Source organism: Amycolatopsis alba DSM 44262 (genome assembly GCF_000384215.1).
GTDB classification, from domain to species: Bacteria; Actinomycetota; Actinomycetes; order Mycobacteriales; family Pseudonocardiaceae; genus Amycolatopsis; species Amycolatopsis alba.
Genome location: NZ_KB913032.1, coordinates 8,469,933 through 8,484,101, shown reverse-complemented (window position 1 = coordinate 8,484,101; position 14,169 = coordinate 8,469,933). Strand labels below are relative to the sequence as shown.

The 14,169-nt window shown below is 67.8% G+C and carries 14 protein-coding genes; 6 read left to right on the top strand and 8 right to left on the bottom strand.

Features of this window, described 5'->3' with window-relative positions; genetic code table 11:
* Positions 1 to 41 precede the first annotated feature (41 nt).
* The 3 genes from AMYAL_RS0139445 to AMYAL_RS47355 are packed head-to-tail and all read left to right on the top strand — an operon-like array spanning position 42 to position 1,509.
* The gene (locus tag AMYAL_RS0139445) at positions 42 to 305 is read left to right on the top strand and encodes a DUF5132 domain-containing protein (RefSeq protein WP_039796080.1); all 264 of its coding nucleotides are present in this window, start codon (positions 42 to 44) and stop codon (positions 303 to 305) included.
* Between the two features lie 11 nt (positions 306 to 316).
* On the top strand, positions 317 to 661 hold the full coding sequence (locus AMYAL_RS0139440; RefSeq protein ID WP_020636815.1) for an HMA2 domain-containing protein: 345 nt from the start codon (positions 317 to 319) through the stop codon (positions 659 to 661).
* Positions 658 to 1,509, top strand: a complete 852-nt coding sequence (locus tag AMYAL_RS47355) for an ROK family protein (RefSeq protein WP_020636814.1) — start codon at positions 658 to 660, stop codon at positions 1,507 to 1,509. Before AMYAL_RS0139440 ends, AMYAL_RS47355 begins: the two co-directional genes overlap by 4 nt.
* Here the strand turns inward: AMYAL_RS47355 and AMYAL_RS47350 are convergent.
* Entirely contained in the window at positions 1,491 to 2,258 is a 768-nt protein-coding gene (locus AMYAL_RS47350) for an FkbM family methyltransferase (RefSeq protein WP_167336195.1), read from the bottom strand. The genes AMYAL_RS47355 and AMYAL_RS47350 overlap by 19 nt on opposite strands.
* 70 nt (positions 2,259 to 2,328) lie before the next feature.
* Complete coding sequence (locus AMYAL_RS0139425) at positions 2,329 to 2,724, bottom strand: hypothetical protein (protein WP_020636812.1); 396 nt, start codon at positions 2,722 to 2,724, stop codon at positions 2,329 to 2,331.
* Positions 2,725 to 2,908: 184 nt separating this feature from the next.
* On the opposite strand from AMYAL_RS0139425, the gene AMYAL_RS0139420 reads away from it, so the two are divergent.
* Positions 2,909 to 3,688 carry an endonuclease I family protein gene (locus AMYAL_RS0139420; RefSeq protein WP_020636811.1) on the top strand — a complete coding sequence of 260 codons (780 nt, stop codon included), beginning with the start codon at positions 2,909 to 2,911 and terminating at the stop codon, positions 3,686 to 3,688.
* Positions 3,689 to 3,856: 168 nt separating this feature from the next.
* Positions 3,857 to 4,189, top strand: coding sequence for a hypothetical protein (locus AMYAL_RS47345; protein ID WP_020636810.1), 333 nt, complete (start codon positions 3,857 to 3,859; stop codon positions 4,187 to 4,189).
* 35 nt (positions 4,190 to 4,224) lie between these two features.
* Here AMYAL_RS47345 and AMYAL_RS0139410 read toward each other — a convergent pair whose 3' ends face one another.
* From AMYAL_RS0139410 to eno, 3 genes are all read right to left on the bottom strand, one after another.
* Positions 4,225 to 4,731 carry a GNAT family N-acetyltransferase gene (locus AMYAL_RS0139410; RefSeq protein ID WP_020636809.1) on the bottom strand — a complete coding sequence of 169 codons (507 nt, stop codon included), beginning with the start codon at positions 4,729 to 4,731 and terminating at the stop codon, positions 4,225 to 4,227.
* Positions 4,732 to 5,017: 286 nt separating this feature from the next.
* Positions 5,018 to 6,235 (bottom strand): cytochrome P450 family protein, encoded by a 1,218-nt coding sequence (locus AMYAL_RS0139405; RefSeq protein ID WP_020636808.1) that lies wholly within the window; start codon positions 6,233 to 6,235, stop codon positions 5,018 to 5,020.
* Positions 6,236 to 6,333: 98 nt separating this feature from the next.
* Entirely contained in the window at positions 6,334 to 7,617 is a 1,284-nt protein-coding gene (gene eno / locus AMYAL_RS0139400) for a phosphopyruvate hydratase (RefSeq protein ID WP_020636807.1), read from the bottom strand.
* 235 nt (positions 7,618 to 7,852) lie between these two features.
* Between eno and AMYAL_RS0139395 the strand changes: the two genes are divergently transcribed.
* Entirely contained in the window at positions 7,853 to 8,887 is a 1,035-nt protein-coding gene (locus tag AMYAL_RS0139395) for a helix-turn-helix domain-containing protein (protein WP_020636806.1), read from the top strand.
* On the opposite strand, the gene AMYAL_RS0139390 is transcribed toward AMYAL_RS0139395, so the two are convergent.
* From AMYAL_RS0139390 to AMYAL_RS0139380, 3 genes are all read right to left on the bottom strand, one after another.
* The gene (locus AMYAL_RS0139390) at positions 8,850 to 12,884 is read right to left on the bottom strand and encodes a S8 family serine peptidase (protein ID WP_143267639.1); all 4,035 of its coding nucleotides are present in this window, start codon (positions 12,882 to 12,884) and stop codon (positions 8,850 to 8,852) included. The two genes, AMYAL_RS0139395 and AMYAL_RS0139390, sit on opposite strands and share 38 nt — an antisense overlap.
* A gap of 200 nt (positions 12,885 to 13,084) precedes the next feature.
* The gene (locus tag AMYAL_RS0139385; RefSeq protein ID WP_020636804.1) at positions 13,085 to 13,714 is read right to left on the bottom strand and encodes a lamin tail domain-containing protein; all 630 of its coding nucleotides are present in this window, start codon (positions 13,712 to 13,714) and stop codon (positions 13,085 to 13,087) included.
* 131 nt (positions 13,715 to 13,845) lie between these two features.
* The gene (locus AMYAL_RS0139380) at positions 13,846 to 14,154 is read right to left on the bottom strand and encodes a helix-turn-helix domain-containing protein (protein WP_020636803.1); all 309 of its coding nucleotides are present in this window, start codon (positions 14,152 to 14,154) and stop codon (positions 13,846 to 13,848) included.
* Positions 14,155 to 14,169: the final 15 nt, after the last annotated feature.

Below are 14,169 nucleotides of genomic sequence, written 5' to 3'. Positions count from 1 at the left end.
AAGAATTCGGAGTACCCGTTCGCAACCGAAATGGAGTGACGATGGTAGCGCCTGTAGTGGCCCCGTTCGTGATCGGATTCGTCGCCGGGCCGGTGACGCTCAAACTGGTGAAACCGGTGGTGCGTGGCGTCATCCGGACTTCGGTGGCGATCGCGATGGAGGTGAAGAAGGTCGCCGCGCAAGCCGGTGAGGAATTGCAGGACCTGGCGGCGGAAGTGACCGCCGAGATGGCCGTCGCGCAGCCGGAGAAGGCCGCACCGGCCAAACCGCCGGTGAAGGCCAAACCCGCCGGCACGGCACGCTGATCGCCTCGGCGATGGGCAAGACAGCCAGGCTGATCGTCCAGGTGCTCGTGCAGGTCAAGGTCCGGCCCAGATCCGTGCTGCCAGGGCGGCAGCGCTGGGACATCCCGGTGATGCGCGGCCGCCCGGAGGTCGCGAAACTGCTGGCGTCCCGGCTGGAGAACGCCTCCGGCGTCCTCCGGGCGCAGGCCAGCCCGGTCACCGGGACGATGCTCGTCCACCACGCCGCGTCGCTTGACCGGGCCGAACTGGGCCGGGTGGTCCGGCGGACGGTCACCGCGACCGTCGGCGAGGCCCGCGCACGGGCGGGGCGAAGGGCCTCCCGGCCCGGACCGGGGCCGGGAGGCCTGGGACGGTGACCTTCCTGGCGCTGGACATCGGCGGTACCAAACTCGCGGTCAGGGCCGTCAAGGCAGGCCGGACCTGGGAACGGATCGAGCCTTGGCCACGAGACGGGGTGGAGTCCGATCTCGCGCTGCTGCGGGACGTGCTGACCGCGCTGCCCTCGGACGTCGTACGGGCGGGCGTGTCCGCCGCGCCCACCGTCGACAGCGAGGGCCACGTGACGGCGTGGCCGAGCAGGCCTTCGTGGTGCGGGCTCGACCTGCGGCGGACCATCGAGGAGACCGTCGGCGCGCCGGTGCTCTTCGGCGACGACGGCACGCTGGCCGCGGTCGCCGAAGCCGAGGTGACCGGCTGTGCCGACCTGGTCTACCTCGGACTCGGGACCGGCGTCGGCGGCGGCGTGGTCAGCGACGGCCGCCTGATCCGCGGCGCGTGGGGTAACGCGGGTGAACTCGGGCATCTGCCGATGGATCCGGCGGGACCGCCCTGCCGATGCGGACGCGGCGGGTGCCTGCAGGCCTTGCTCTCTCCCGAAGCCCTTTCCCGCCGGACAGGGCTCTCCCCGAAGGAACTGGCCGCTTCCGGGCAAGTGGCCGCCTTCGTCGCCGATGTCCTGGCTCGCGTGGTCGTGCTCCTCTCCGAACTGGTCCAGCCGAGCCGGGTCCACCTCGGCGGCGGATTCGGCGTGGCCCTGCCCGGCCTGCCGGCCCGTGTCGAAGAACGATCACTTGCCTGGAGCAGACGGGGACATCGCTTGCCCGCCGTCGCGACGGCGGTGTTCGGTGCGCACGCCTCGCTGGCCGGGGCGATGGTGCTGGCCAGAACGGGGGAAACCGGGCTTCGTCAGTCGCGATCGGCGTAGACCATGTGGATGTCGGTGCCGGAAAAGTACTTCTCGCGGAACTGCTCGACCCGATAACCGTGCCGGTTCAGCAGTTCGCTGATTTCGGCGAGCCTGCCGTTCCGGTCGTGCACCTCGATGGCCATTCTGCGCACCTTCGCCCAGTGATCTTCCGCGAGCCCGTTCAGCACTTCCAGTTCCGCTCGTTCGACATCGATCTTCAAGAAGGAGATCTCGTCGATGTCGGCGCCGGAAAGGGCGTCCGTCAGCGTGGTCATCGGTACCGTTTCCTGCCGGACGCCCCGGTCGAACCGATCCCAGAAAGCCTTCCGGAACTCCGGGGACGGATCGACCTGGTCGAAGAGGATCCGCACATTGTGCCGATCTTCCTCGTCGTCGACGTACAGCGTCGACATGGTCGAGCGATGCGGGTAGTAGGTGAGCCGCGCCTCCCCGTTCGCCGAACCGATGGCGAAGTTGGCCACGTGTGCGCCCGGCGCGTACCGCGAGCAGTTCTCCTTGAGACAGCGGAAGGAGGCCGACGCGGGCTCGAAGGCGTAGATCCGGGCATCCGGAACCGTCCTGGCGAAGTGGAGGGACACGAGTCCGATATGGGCTCCCACGTCGACCAGCACGCTGCCCGGCGCCAGATTCGAAATTCCCTTCGAATACGCCCGGCTTTCGACGACTTCGCTCCACACGGATTCGGGGTGGTCGGTTTTCGAAGCCATGACGACCAGGTCGTCGCCGATGGCGTGGTCGGAAAACATGGCGTTTTCGAACCCCTCTGTCAGCCGAAGGAATTCATCGTAGCCGGTGTGAATCGGCACGGAGAGGGAGTTATTCCAGTACGTGTTCATTCTTCAGCCATCGGTCTGCCGCCCGCCAGATGACCAGCGGGTCGGCCTCGTCGGTGTGCCAGGTGGTGGCGCGGGTGGTGCCGAGGTGGCGGTACTTCCGCATGATCTCGACGTGCGCCGGGAGTCCGACGAAACCGCGCAGGCCGGCGCGGTCACGCCAGACCGAGACCGAACCCAGGCGCCGTCGCAGCGGCTCCGCCCACAGCCACTGGCCGACCGCGCCGGGCAGTCGCGGCCATTCGCGGCTGAGCGCGTAGCCCGCCCGGTACGCGCCGGGTGTTCGCCGGAAGTCGTTCAAGGTCAGCTCGGTGACGCTGACCAGCAGGTCTCCCGTGAGGTCTGCCGCCGGACCGATGATCCACTTGCTTCTGAGCATGCGCACTCCTCATGTCCTCAATCGTCTGACACTGTAGATGATACGCGCATGCATACTACTTTTGAAGGTGGTTTTCCTTGACAGGCATGACAGTATTTTTCCAACTAAACGACTAGTGCGTTGCCGGGGTTGTGGCTGTGCAGACGGCGATCCGGGCCGGCGCCTCTGGGGAGAGGAACTGTCCATGCAGTCAGTCCGCCGTATCCCGCTGATTCTCGCTCTCGGTGCCGTGGCGGGGATCGCGTTCACGCCGCCTGCCGTGGCGGGACCGGTGCCCGGTGACGACTACTACCAGGACGCGCTGGGCAAGACCGGCGCCGAACTCAAGGCCGCGTTGCACGGGATCATCGGCAACGGCACCAAACTGACCTACGAGCAGGTGTGGGACGGGATCAGGGCCACCGACGAGGATCCGGCCAACCCGGCGAACGTCGTCCTGCTCTACAGCGGCCGCTCGCAGGCGAAGACCGCCAACGGCGGGGGAGTCGACGACTGGAACCGGGAACACGTCTGGGCCAAGTCGCACGGCGACTTCGGCACGGCTGTGGGACCTGGCACCGACCTGCACCACCTGCGGGCCGAAGACGCGTCGGTCAACAGCACCCGCGGGAACAAGGACTTCGACGCCGGCGGCTCCCCGGTCGAGGAGGCGCCGGGAAGTCTCACCGATGACGACTCGTTCGAGCCGCGGGACGCGGTCAAGGGCGATGTGGCCCGCATGATCCTTTACATGGCCGTGCGTTACGACGGCACCGACGGTTTCCCCGACCTGGAACCGAACGATGCCGTCGACAACGGCTCGAAGCCCAACATCGGCCGTCTCTCGGTCCTGCTGAAGTGGAACACCCAGGACCCGCCCGACGCCACCGAGCAGCGCCGCAACCAGGTCATCTTCGACCGGTTCCAGCACAACCGCAATCCGTTCATCGACCACCCCGAATGGGCCGCGTCCATCTACGGCTAGCGGATCGGCGGGTGAAGCCGTCCTGTCCGCCTGATTTCGATCGCCCCAAAAGGCGGACTCCATGACCCGTTAGGCGAACTCTTCGAACCTGCTCGGTGTGTGCCGGGAAGAATACAGTCTCTCCGTGTCCTGATTGGACAGACCGACTCTGCGTCTCGGAGGGATGTCATGCGAAAGCTCATTCGGAGGACCGGCGGCGTTGTCGCCACTGCGGCGCTGGCAGGCGGCATCATGGTCGCGGCCGCCTTGCCCGCCCAGGCAAGCTTTGTCACGCCGGTGTACGGGATGACCTGCGACACCGGCTACAGCACGAGCTATCGGGCATGGGGAGTCTGCTGGGCGCCCATTCCGGCGAAGTGGAAGCTGCGGGTCGATTGCTCGTTCGGCGGGACTTACGACACGATTTGGCATTACCCGCCGCAAAACCAGTGGTACCGGATCGACCACGACATCAGCTGCAACCTCGGGGTCAACTCGGTTTTGGTCGTCGAGGGGCGTTAAGCGCGTGAAGGCAAAGTCGGCATGCCGGTGGCAAGTCACAGCTCAGTGGTGATTTCCTTGACGAAGCACACGCGATCTTGGCCGGGGCCGTCGTAGTCGCTGTGCAGAGGGAGACCGTCGAGCGTTCGGTCCCCGTGCTCGAGCGTGAAACCCAGGGCACGGTGAAAAGCGATGGATCCGGAATTCCCCGGTGAGGTGATCGCCCGCACTTCGGTACGGCCCGCGTCGGCGGCCCGCTGGAAGAAGGTCGTGTACAGGCGGCGGGCTGTGCCTTGTCCGCGAAGCGTCGGATCCACCCCCACGAAGTGGATGTACGCCTCCGCGTCATTGTCGGCCGCGTAGAAGCCGACGAGGAAGGCCCTGATCCCGGTTTCGTCCTCCAGTACCAGGCTTGTGCCGGAGAAGAACTGCAGGAACAGCTTGGGGAGAAGGAGGGAAAGCTCGCGGGCCTGTTCGGGAGTCCGTGAGTCGCCCCACCACTGGTGCACGCGGGTGACGATCGCGTTGTGGTCGGAGACGTGGGCTCGGCGCAGCTCGGGCATGTCGTTCCTTCCCGGCGTCCAGGGTGTCCGGACCGTTGTATCAGGTCCGGGATCGGAATGGTTTCACCGGTTGTCCTGAAGGCCCCCTTGGAGGCGTTGAACGTCTCGAAGGAGGCCTTCAGGACACAGGACGAGCGGTTCGGGCAGGAGTACGAGGTGCTGTACCGCGAGACCCCGAGGTGCTCGCCGCGGCGCGGAACTACGTCACCACCGAGACCGAGAAACGCATCTGCGGTCCTGCGGGGACAGCCTCCGCCCTGGGCGGACACCCGGTCACTGAAACCGGTCAACGGCCGTTCAGCAGCACCGGCAGCACGCGATGCCCATTGGAGATGAAGGAGTCGAGAGGCCGTAGTTCGTCCGGTGTGGTCGCGAGCGTCATGTCCGGGAACCGTTCGAAGAGGGCGGGCAGCGCGATCGCCGCTTCCAGCCGGGCCAGCGGCGCGCCGAGGCAGTGGTGCACCCCGTGTCCGAACGCGACGTGCGCTTTGTCGGCGCGGGTGACGTCGAACGCGCCGGCGTCCTGTCCGTGCAGTGCCGGATCCCGGCCGGCGGCGGCGTAGCCCGCCAGGATCGCCTCGCCCTGCCGGATGACCACACCGGCGACGGGGATGTCCTCGACGGCGTACCGCAGGGGCAGGTGCGCCACCGGAGCCTGCCAGCGCAGGGTCTCCTCGATCGCGTCCGGCCAGGAGATCCGCCCGGTGCGGATCAGGGCGAGCTGATCGGGATGGGTCAGCAGCGCGGTGATGGCCTGGTCGAGGAGGTTCACGGTGGTTTCGTGGCCAGCCGAGATGAACAGGATCAGGGTGTCGATCAGTTCGGTCTCGTCCAGCCGGGCGCCGTCGTCCTGGGTCTGCGCGGCGATGAGCGCGGTGGTGAGGTCTTCGCCGGGGGCCGCACGTTTGGCGGCGACCAGTTCGGTGAAGGTCGAGTGGATGTCCCCGTACGCGGCCAGCATCGCCTCCTGGCTCGCCGACGTCCGGAAGAAGACGTCGACGGCCTGGCGTAGCCGTGCGCGGGCCGAATCCGGCACCCCGAACAGCTGGCAGATCACCTCGATGGGGACCGGATAGGCGAAACTCTCCCGCAGGTCGACGGGTTCGCCCGCGGGCAGGGCCGCGATCCCCGCCAGCCTGTCGGTGACGAGCCGGGTGATCCAGGGTTGCAGCGTGGCGATCCGGCGCGCGGTGAACGCCTGCGCGACGAGCGAGCGCAGCCGTCTGTGGTCGGCGCCGTAGGCGGTGAACATGTTCCGCACCGAAACCCACACCAGCAACGGCCAATCCGCGCTGATGTCGGCCAGCGCAGGCCAGTGTCGCCGGGCGTCCTTCGATACCCGCGGATCGTTGAGCAGACCGCGCAGCACTTCGTAGCTCGTCACCGACCAGGCCACGACACCACCCGGCAGTTCCACCTGGGCGATCGGGCCGCGCTCGCGCAGGCGTTCGTTTTCCGCGTGGATGTCGTGGCCGTTCGGGTCCAGCAGCAGCGGACGCGTCACCGGGGATCATCCTTTCTCGGGGAAAAGAAGCGATCCCAGCGTGACAGCAGTGCCGCCGCACGGGTACCAGCCAATCGGTGACGAGCTGATCCGGTTCGTCAGCGGCGGCCGCTGAGGGTGGTCGCACCGGCGTAACGGGCTTCGGTGCCGAGCTCCTCTTCGATACGGATGAGCTGGTTGTACTTGGCAGTGCGGTCGGAGCGCGACAGCGAACCCGTCTTGATCTGTCCGCAGTTGGTGGCGACGGCGAGATCGGCGATGGTGGTGTCCTCGGTTTCGCCGGAGCGGTGCGACATCACCACGGAGTAGCCCGCCTTGTGCGCGGTCTCGACCGTGGTGAGGGTTTCGGTGAGCGTGCCGATCTGGTTGACCTTGACCAGGATCGAGTTCCCGATGCCACGTTCGATCCCGTCTTCGAGCAGTTTCACGTTGGTGCAGAAGACGTCGTCGCCGACGAGCTGGACACGGTCGCCGATGGTGTCGGTGAGCTGCTTCCAGCCGGTGAAATCGTCCTGGGCGACACCGTCCTCAATGGACACGATGGGGTAGCGCGAGGTGAGGTCGGCGAGGTAGGCCACGTGCTCCTCGACGCCGCGTTTGCGCCCTTCGCCGGTGTAGTCGTAGACGCCGTCGGCGTAGAACTCGGACGCGGCGGGGTCGAGCAGCAGGGCGATGTCCTCACCGGGAGTGTACCCGGACCGCTCGATCGCGCGCAGCACGAACTCGAGTGCTTCGTCCGCGGAGCTGAGGTTCGGCGCGAAGCCGCCTTCGTCGCCGACGTTGGTGCCGTGCCCGGCATCGTGCAGCGACGCGCGCAGGGTGTGGAACACCTCCGAGCCCATCCGGACGGCGTCGGCGAAGGTCTCGGCGCCGAGCGGGCCGATCATGAACTCCTGGAAGTCGATCGGGTTGTCCGCGTGCGCTCCGCCGTTGATGATGTTCATCATCGGCATCGGGAGCAGATGCGCGAACACGCCACCGACGTAGCGGTACAACGGGAGCCGCTTCGCGGCCGCGGCGGCTTTGGCCACGGCGAGCGAGACGCCGAGCGTGGCGTTGGCGCCGAGCCGGGCCTTGTTGGGGGTGCCGTCGAGCGAGATCAGGGCGCGGTCGACGTCTGCCTGCGCTTCCGCGTCGAGTCCGACGACGGCTTCGGCGATCTCGCCGTTGACGGCGCCGACGGCTTTGCGGACACCCTTGCCGTGGAAGCGGGTTTTGTCCCCGTCGCGCAGTTCGACGGCTTCTTTCGTCCCGGTGGAGGCGCCCGACGGCACGGCTGCCCTGCCGAGCGAGCCGTCCGCGAGTTCGACGTCGACCTCGACGGTCGGGTTGCCCCGGCTGTCGAGGATCTGACGGCCGTGGACGCGGATGATAGCGGTCATGTTCGCTCCTCGATGTCGTGCCGCCCCCAGTGAGCAGCCGGACATTCGCGAGGCTAGCAGGAATCACTGAATCGATCCTGAACGACGAAGCGGGCTCCCGCTCCGCCGGATGGATCAGCGGCAAGGCACGGCCCGTTCTGTCCGCAGTGGACAGTGGGGGACAAGGTCCCTTTTGCCCGCCGGAGCCCAGCGGTAGGGTCGGGTAAAGCGACCGCGGCTGCAGCGGGGGAGAAAAGTGCTGGACATCATCGGCCTGAGTGAAATCGACGTCGAGGTCTACGATGCTTTCGCCGGCACCGGTTCGATGACCGTTGCCGAAATCCGGCGGAGAACCGGGTTCCCCCGGCAGCGGCTGCTCCGGGTTCTGCGCGCGCTGAACGAAAAAGGTTTGCTCACCAAGCTTCCCGGTCCGACGGAGGCGTATTCGGCGGTGCGGCCGGAGATCGCGCTGGAGGCGATGCTCCGGCAGAAGGAGCAGGAACTCGCGAGCGCGCGGCTGATCGCCGACCGGTTGCGCGAGCGGTACCGGGCGACGTCCGGCAAACGCCCGGCCGACCTCATCGAGGTGATCCACGGGAACGCGCTGATCGCCGAACGGGCCGATCAGTTGCTGCGCTCGGCCGAGCAGGAAGTCGCTTTCGTCGACAAACCGCCGTACGCGCAAACGCCGAGTGTGCTGCACCCCGCCGAACGCGATCTCCTCGGCCGGGGTGTGCGGTTTCGCGGGGTTTACGAGCGCAGTGCGCTGGAACTGCACGACCTGTCGTCCGACTTGGAGGCGGGGCTCGCCCTCGGCGAGGAGGCCCGCGTGGTGACCAGCGCCCCGCTGAAGATGATCGTGGTCGACCAGCGGATCGGGCTGGTGCCGCTGCGTGCCGATCTCCCCGAGGTCGGCACGGCCTTGGTGATCCACCCGTGCGCTCTGCTGGACGCGCTCAGCGCGGTCTTCTCTTTCCTTTGGCAGAACGGGCTTCCGCTGCGCATGCCCGGTAAAGCCGAACTGGCGGACGTCGCCCCGTTCGACGACGCCCGCCTGCTCGCCTTGCTGACCACCGGGCTGCCCGACAGGAGTATCGCCAAGCAGCTCGGCATGAGCTATCGGACCTTCCAGCGACGCCTCCGCGATCTCATGACCGCACTCGGCGCGACCACCCGGTTCCAGGCCGGGCTTCAGGTCGCCACCCGTGGCTGGGTCACCTTGCCGGTGACCCAGCCACTGAGCGAGGAGGACGTCATCGAACGTGCGGGTTCGCCTTCGGCACATCCGTGAGCGCGTAGGCCCTTTGGACCGTCTGCGTCACCGTGTTGCCAGAGCTGTCCCGTGCGTCCGAACGGAGCCAGACGAACCCGTCGGTGGCCGCGAGTTGCGGATGGGCCACCGTCACCGACCACAGACCGTCCCCGTTCGGCCGGACGGTCGCCGCCGTCCAGGTGCGCCCGCCGTCGGTCGACGACGAGACCCGCAGCTGCGTCACCGGTCCGCCGCCGCGTGTACCGCTGTGCGAGCCGGCGAGCACGTCGAAGGTGAACGGGCCCCCCGCCGGAGCGCGGCCGGCGAGATCCAGCGGCAGCCGGTTGTCGAGCTGGATGAGCGGCTGGAAGGAACACGCGGTGCCCGATTCATAGCAGGCGAATCCGAGCGGTGACGCGCCGGTGGAGCGCGCCGAGGCGAACGTCCACGAGGTGTCGGTCCTCGGGGCGTTCTGGAACAGCACTCCGCTCGGGGCGCCGAACTGTGCCTGGCCGGGCATCACGTCGCTCACGTCCAGCCGGTACGTGGCGGGAGTCGGCGCGAGCCGGAACAGCGGGATGACCGCGAGCGGATCGTCCGCATTGGATCGTGGAATCTCGATCCCGTCCCGGTACAGCCGCGCCGTGGTCGCCGCGAAGTACCGCGCGTTCTCGTAGGGATTCGCGAAGTGCCCGCCCGAACCGGCACCGGTCGTGCCGTCCATCCACTGCACTGGGGGGACGAACAGGTCGGGATCCTGGCCACCACGGCACATCGAGCACATCACCGCCCAGCCACGGGCCGTCGCCGGGTAGCGAGCCGGATGGTCGAAGGGCAGCTCGACCGACCCGCTGTGCATCGGTGCGCGGAACCAGTACTCGTCCGGCCTCGATCGCTCGCCCGCGTGGTAGATGTTCTGCGCGTTCATGCTCAGCGCGGCGCGACGGCCCGCGGCGTCGGTGCCGTACAGGGAGACCACCCGTTTCCAGACCAGCCGATCGTCCGCCGGGCCGGTGTACTCGGTCCACTTGCCCGGTACCGGGATCTTCGTGCCCTGCACCGCCTGCGTCTTCCACAGGCCGGTCGGGAAGGCGTACCAGTTCTTCTGCGCGGTCAGCCCCGGCTTCTCGGCCTGATAGCTGCTCTTCGTGGCCACCAACGACTTCTGGTCGACACGCCGGACGAGATCCTTGGACACCCCGTTGCCGTCGAGGTAGCTGAGGTTGTACATCACGTCCGGAGCCGCGCGTACCAGCAACCGCACCGAAACCGCACCCGCGGTCCGCAGCGCCTCTCCTTCGTCCCAGCCGAGGGACAGGGTCGGCACCACCGCACTGCTGAGGCCCGGAACGCTCAGCGAACCCGGTGAACCGGCGTAGGGGATCATCGCCGCCGCACCCGCGGCGGCCACCGCGCGTGCGGCGTTCGCGATGCCGGTGGAGACGGCGCTCACCGGATCCGGAGACCCGGCCGGGACCGGGACCCGCACCAGGACGGCCTTTCCGCGGACGTCGAGACCGGCGAGGTCACCCGTGCCACCCGCACCGCCGAACACGACCGGCAGCGTTCGTTCACCGGGGGACTTCGCCGTCAGCGTCGGCACGTCGTACGCGGGATTCAGCACGGGCGAGCTGCCGCCGACGACCTTCATCTCGACCGCGGTCTGGGCCAGCGTCGCGCTGTCCTGCAACGAAATCGCACCTGCCGACGTGGCCGCCGCGGGTGTCACGCGCACGTCCCAGCCCGAGCCCGCGGTCAGTCCGGCCTCGCCGACGTAGCCGTTCAGGCCCGTTGCGCCGGGGATCACGCGCCGGAGCATCACCGTGCGGTCCCGCAGATCGGTGGGGGTGGGCGTGATCAGCCCCACCGGGACGGTGCTCGCCGCGTTCAGCGTGATCTCGGCGGGGGCCGTGACAGAGACCTGCGCCGCGCTCATCGCCGACCAGCGACGCACTGCCAGCCCACGCTCCATCACCCAGCCGAGTGCCGAGTAGCGCCCGGCGGGCACGAGCACCCGGCCGACGCCGTCGACCAGACCGATCTGCTGGCTGACCTGGTCGAGGAACGGGTCGTTGCGGTTGCCCGCACCGGCCGCGTCGTCGATCAGCTGGGCGGACGCGACCTGAGCCGGGCCACCCGCCGAATCCTGCAGCCGGATCGTCACCGGGAACAGTTCGGTCGCGTTGTAGGTGCTCACGGGCGTCCGCACGGAGTTGGTCCCGTCCGCGGTCGTCGCCACCACGGCGCCGCCGTAGACGCCCGCCACCCCTTCGCTCGGGTTCACGGCGAGGTCGACGGTGGTGCTGGACTTCGGCGGGATCGACACGTCCGTCTTCGCCAGGCGCATCCCGGTACCGGGCTTGGTACCGCTGTCCCACGGCTGCACGGTCAGCTTCAGGTTCAGGTTCAGCGGCTGGTCCCCGGTGTTGGTGTAGGACAGTTGCCGTACGACCTGCGCCGCGCTGCTGGGGCTCCGCTCGTTCCGGCCGAAGCTCGCGACGGCAGTACCGGTCGTCTTCTGCGAGACGGCCCGTGCGACGTCGAGGAGCCCGGCTCCCTGCTCGTACCAGCGAAGGCCGACGTCCTTGGCGGTGGTGACGAGCGTGTTCTTCAGTTCCTGCCAGGTGAACCCCGGCTGCTGTTGCAGCAGGATCGCCGCGGCGCCCGCGACGTGCGGCGTCGCCATCGAAGTGCCCGACGCGGCGGTGTAGGAGTCGTCCACCGGATCACCCATCGCCGTGCCGGCGGCACGTGCGGCGACGATCCCGACGCCCGGCGCGGTGATCTCCGGCTTGACCAAGGCGTCCCGCAGCCGCGGGCCGCGGCTGCTGAACCACGCGAGCGAGTTGTCCCGGCCGACCGCCCCGACAGTGAGCGCGGACGTCGCCGACCCCGGCGTCGTGATGGTCCGGTCACCCGGTCCGGAATTCCCGGCCGCGACCACGAACAGCGCGCCGGACTTCGCCGAAAGCGTGTCGATCTGTTCGCTCAACGGGTCGGCTCCGTCGCTGACGCCGGCGCCGAGGCTGAGGTTCACGATCTTCGAGCCCTGTGCGACGGCCCAGTCGATCCCGGCCATGACCTGTGCGGTGTCAGCCTCACCGGAGGCGTCGAAAACCTTGGCCACCACCAGTTTCGCGTCCGGTGCCATGCCCTTGTACCGGCCGCCCGAGGCCGCGCCGGTGCCGGCGATGATCGAGGCGCAGTGGGTGCCGTGACCATGACGGTCCACGATGTCGCCTTCTCCGCTGAAATCCGCCGAGGCGACCGTCTTGCCCACCAGGTCGGGATGTTTCTCGTCGATCCCGGTGTCCACCACCGCGACCGTGGTCCCCTTCCCGGTCCACCCGCTGTTCCACGCCGCCGGAGCACCGACCTGCGCGGTGCTCTTGTCCAGCGCGACGCGGACCTTCCTGTCCAGCCGGACCTGTGAGATCCCTTGGTTCAGCACGGGCTTCCCGCCAGGATCGAACGAAGCGAGCGAACGCCAGAACTCGGCCGTCCCCGCTTTCTTGACCTTCACTCCCACACCGTTGGCGGTGGCGAGGGGGATGGGTCGCTGGGTCTGCGGAAGTGCCTTCGCCTTCGTGTCCAGAGACTGGACGGACAGCTCTGATCGGCCGCCGTAGCGTACGATGACGGGAATCGTGGCACTGGCCGCGTCATCACGCTCGTCTCCGACGAGCGCGGTGACGTTGAACAGCTCCCGCCCGAGCAATCCCTTGCTGACGAACGGAAGCACGTCGGACGGATAGACCATCATGCCTTCGGCCGTGGTCGTGATCTGGAACGCCGGGCTCGGTCGATCCGGCCGCACCGCCGGTTCGACTTGAGCGCTGTCGTGTCCGGTTCCGTCTCGTTCGTAGGTCACCACGTCGCCGGTGAGCAACGTGACGCGATGGACGTCCGGCCGCCCGGAGACGGGTGGGGGACCGGATGAGGCGGTGGTCGCGGCGGTCGCGGTTACCGGCAGCGGGGACAGGGCGACCAGTGCGGAGGCCGCCAGAATCGCCAACGAATGCCGTGGGCGTCTCATCAAGGGACTCTCCTCGGATAGAGCGAAGCGGCCGTGGTCACGGCCGCCGCGAAGATGGAATTTCCGAGGATGAGGCAGGAGTTGGTGAATGAAAATAACTCTCGGTGGCGGTATGTCGCCGTTGGCGAGATACCGCCATGGAAGAGCCCGGACCGCCGACGGCGGCCCGGGCCCGGTCTAGCGGGATCGGTCTTGCAGGCTCACTGACCCGCGCTGCGCAGCTGCAGCGAGAAGTCCTGCCGGTTGTTGTCGGTGTCGGTGCTCAGGATGTTGCGAGTGTTCGACGCGTTGAGCAGATCGGTGGTGGCGGTCTCCGGAATCGCGGCCTGGCCTTCACGCGGGGTGAGCACGGCGTTGCTGAAGGCGACACCGTCGAGCTTCGTGGCGGCCAGGTTGTGCAGCGAGAGGCCGCCGGTGGTCTGGATGCCGTCGACGCCGCTCAGCGTGAACGGAATGACGTACGTCTGGTCCGCGATGGCGCCGGAGAAGTTCGGCCCCACCAGGACCGCGTACTGGCCGGCGGTGCCCTTCGGCTGCAGGACGGTGCCCGCCGGCAGGACGATCGTGTCGGTCTGGATGTTCGCCGACGAGTAGATGCGGATCGTGTAGCCACTGATGTCCTGCGGCTGGCTCGAGACGTTGCGCAGCTCGACGACCTCGTCGAGCTGACCGTTCACGCCGCGGGTCGAAACCTCGTTGATGAGCACCGTAGACGAAACGAGAGGCGCGACCTCGGTTCCTTCAGTCTCGCCTGCCGCGTTCGCGACACCGCCGGCCATGCCCATCGCCAGCATCGCGAATACCGCCGAAGCGCCCAGAATTCGCCGCATGATAAATTCCTTTCAACGTGCTTGTCGGGGGATTTGCCGCCGGGCCGGAATCCTGCAACCGGTGGCGACCAGATAAGTATCCGAGAACCGGGGTGCCGCCGGGAAGGGGCCAGTTTTTCGGTACTTTCCCGTCAGTCGAGAATTGTCCACCGCCGCACGGGCTCGTCTTTCCGTCGACGCCTTCTCGCGACGGCCGCGGCGAGCTCGAGTTCCTGGCTGGACGTATCGAGAACATCGCCGAGCCACTGTCGCCAGTACGGACCGGGGATGCGTTTTCCTCGCTCCCAGCGGGAAATCTCTTCTCGGGTGACACTGTCGTTCCCGGAGAGGGTATGCAGCTTCGCGACCAGGTCACACTGTGACCAGCCTTTCGCGATTCGCTGTTCGGTGAGCAGCTCGCATAGCGGGGTCGCGTCCCCGCGTTTGCTGTTCGCGGTCACGACCGCACCTTTCTT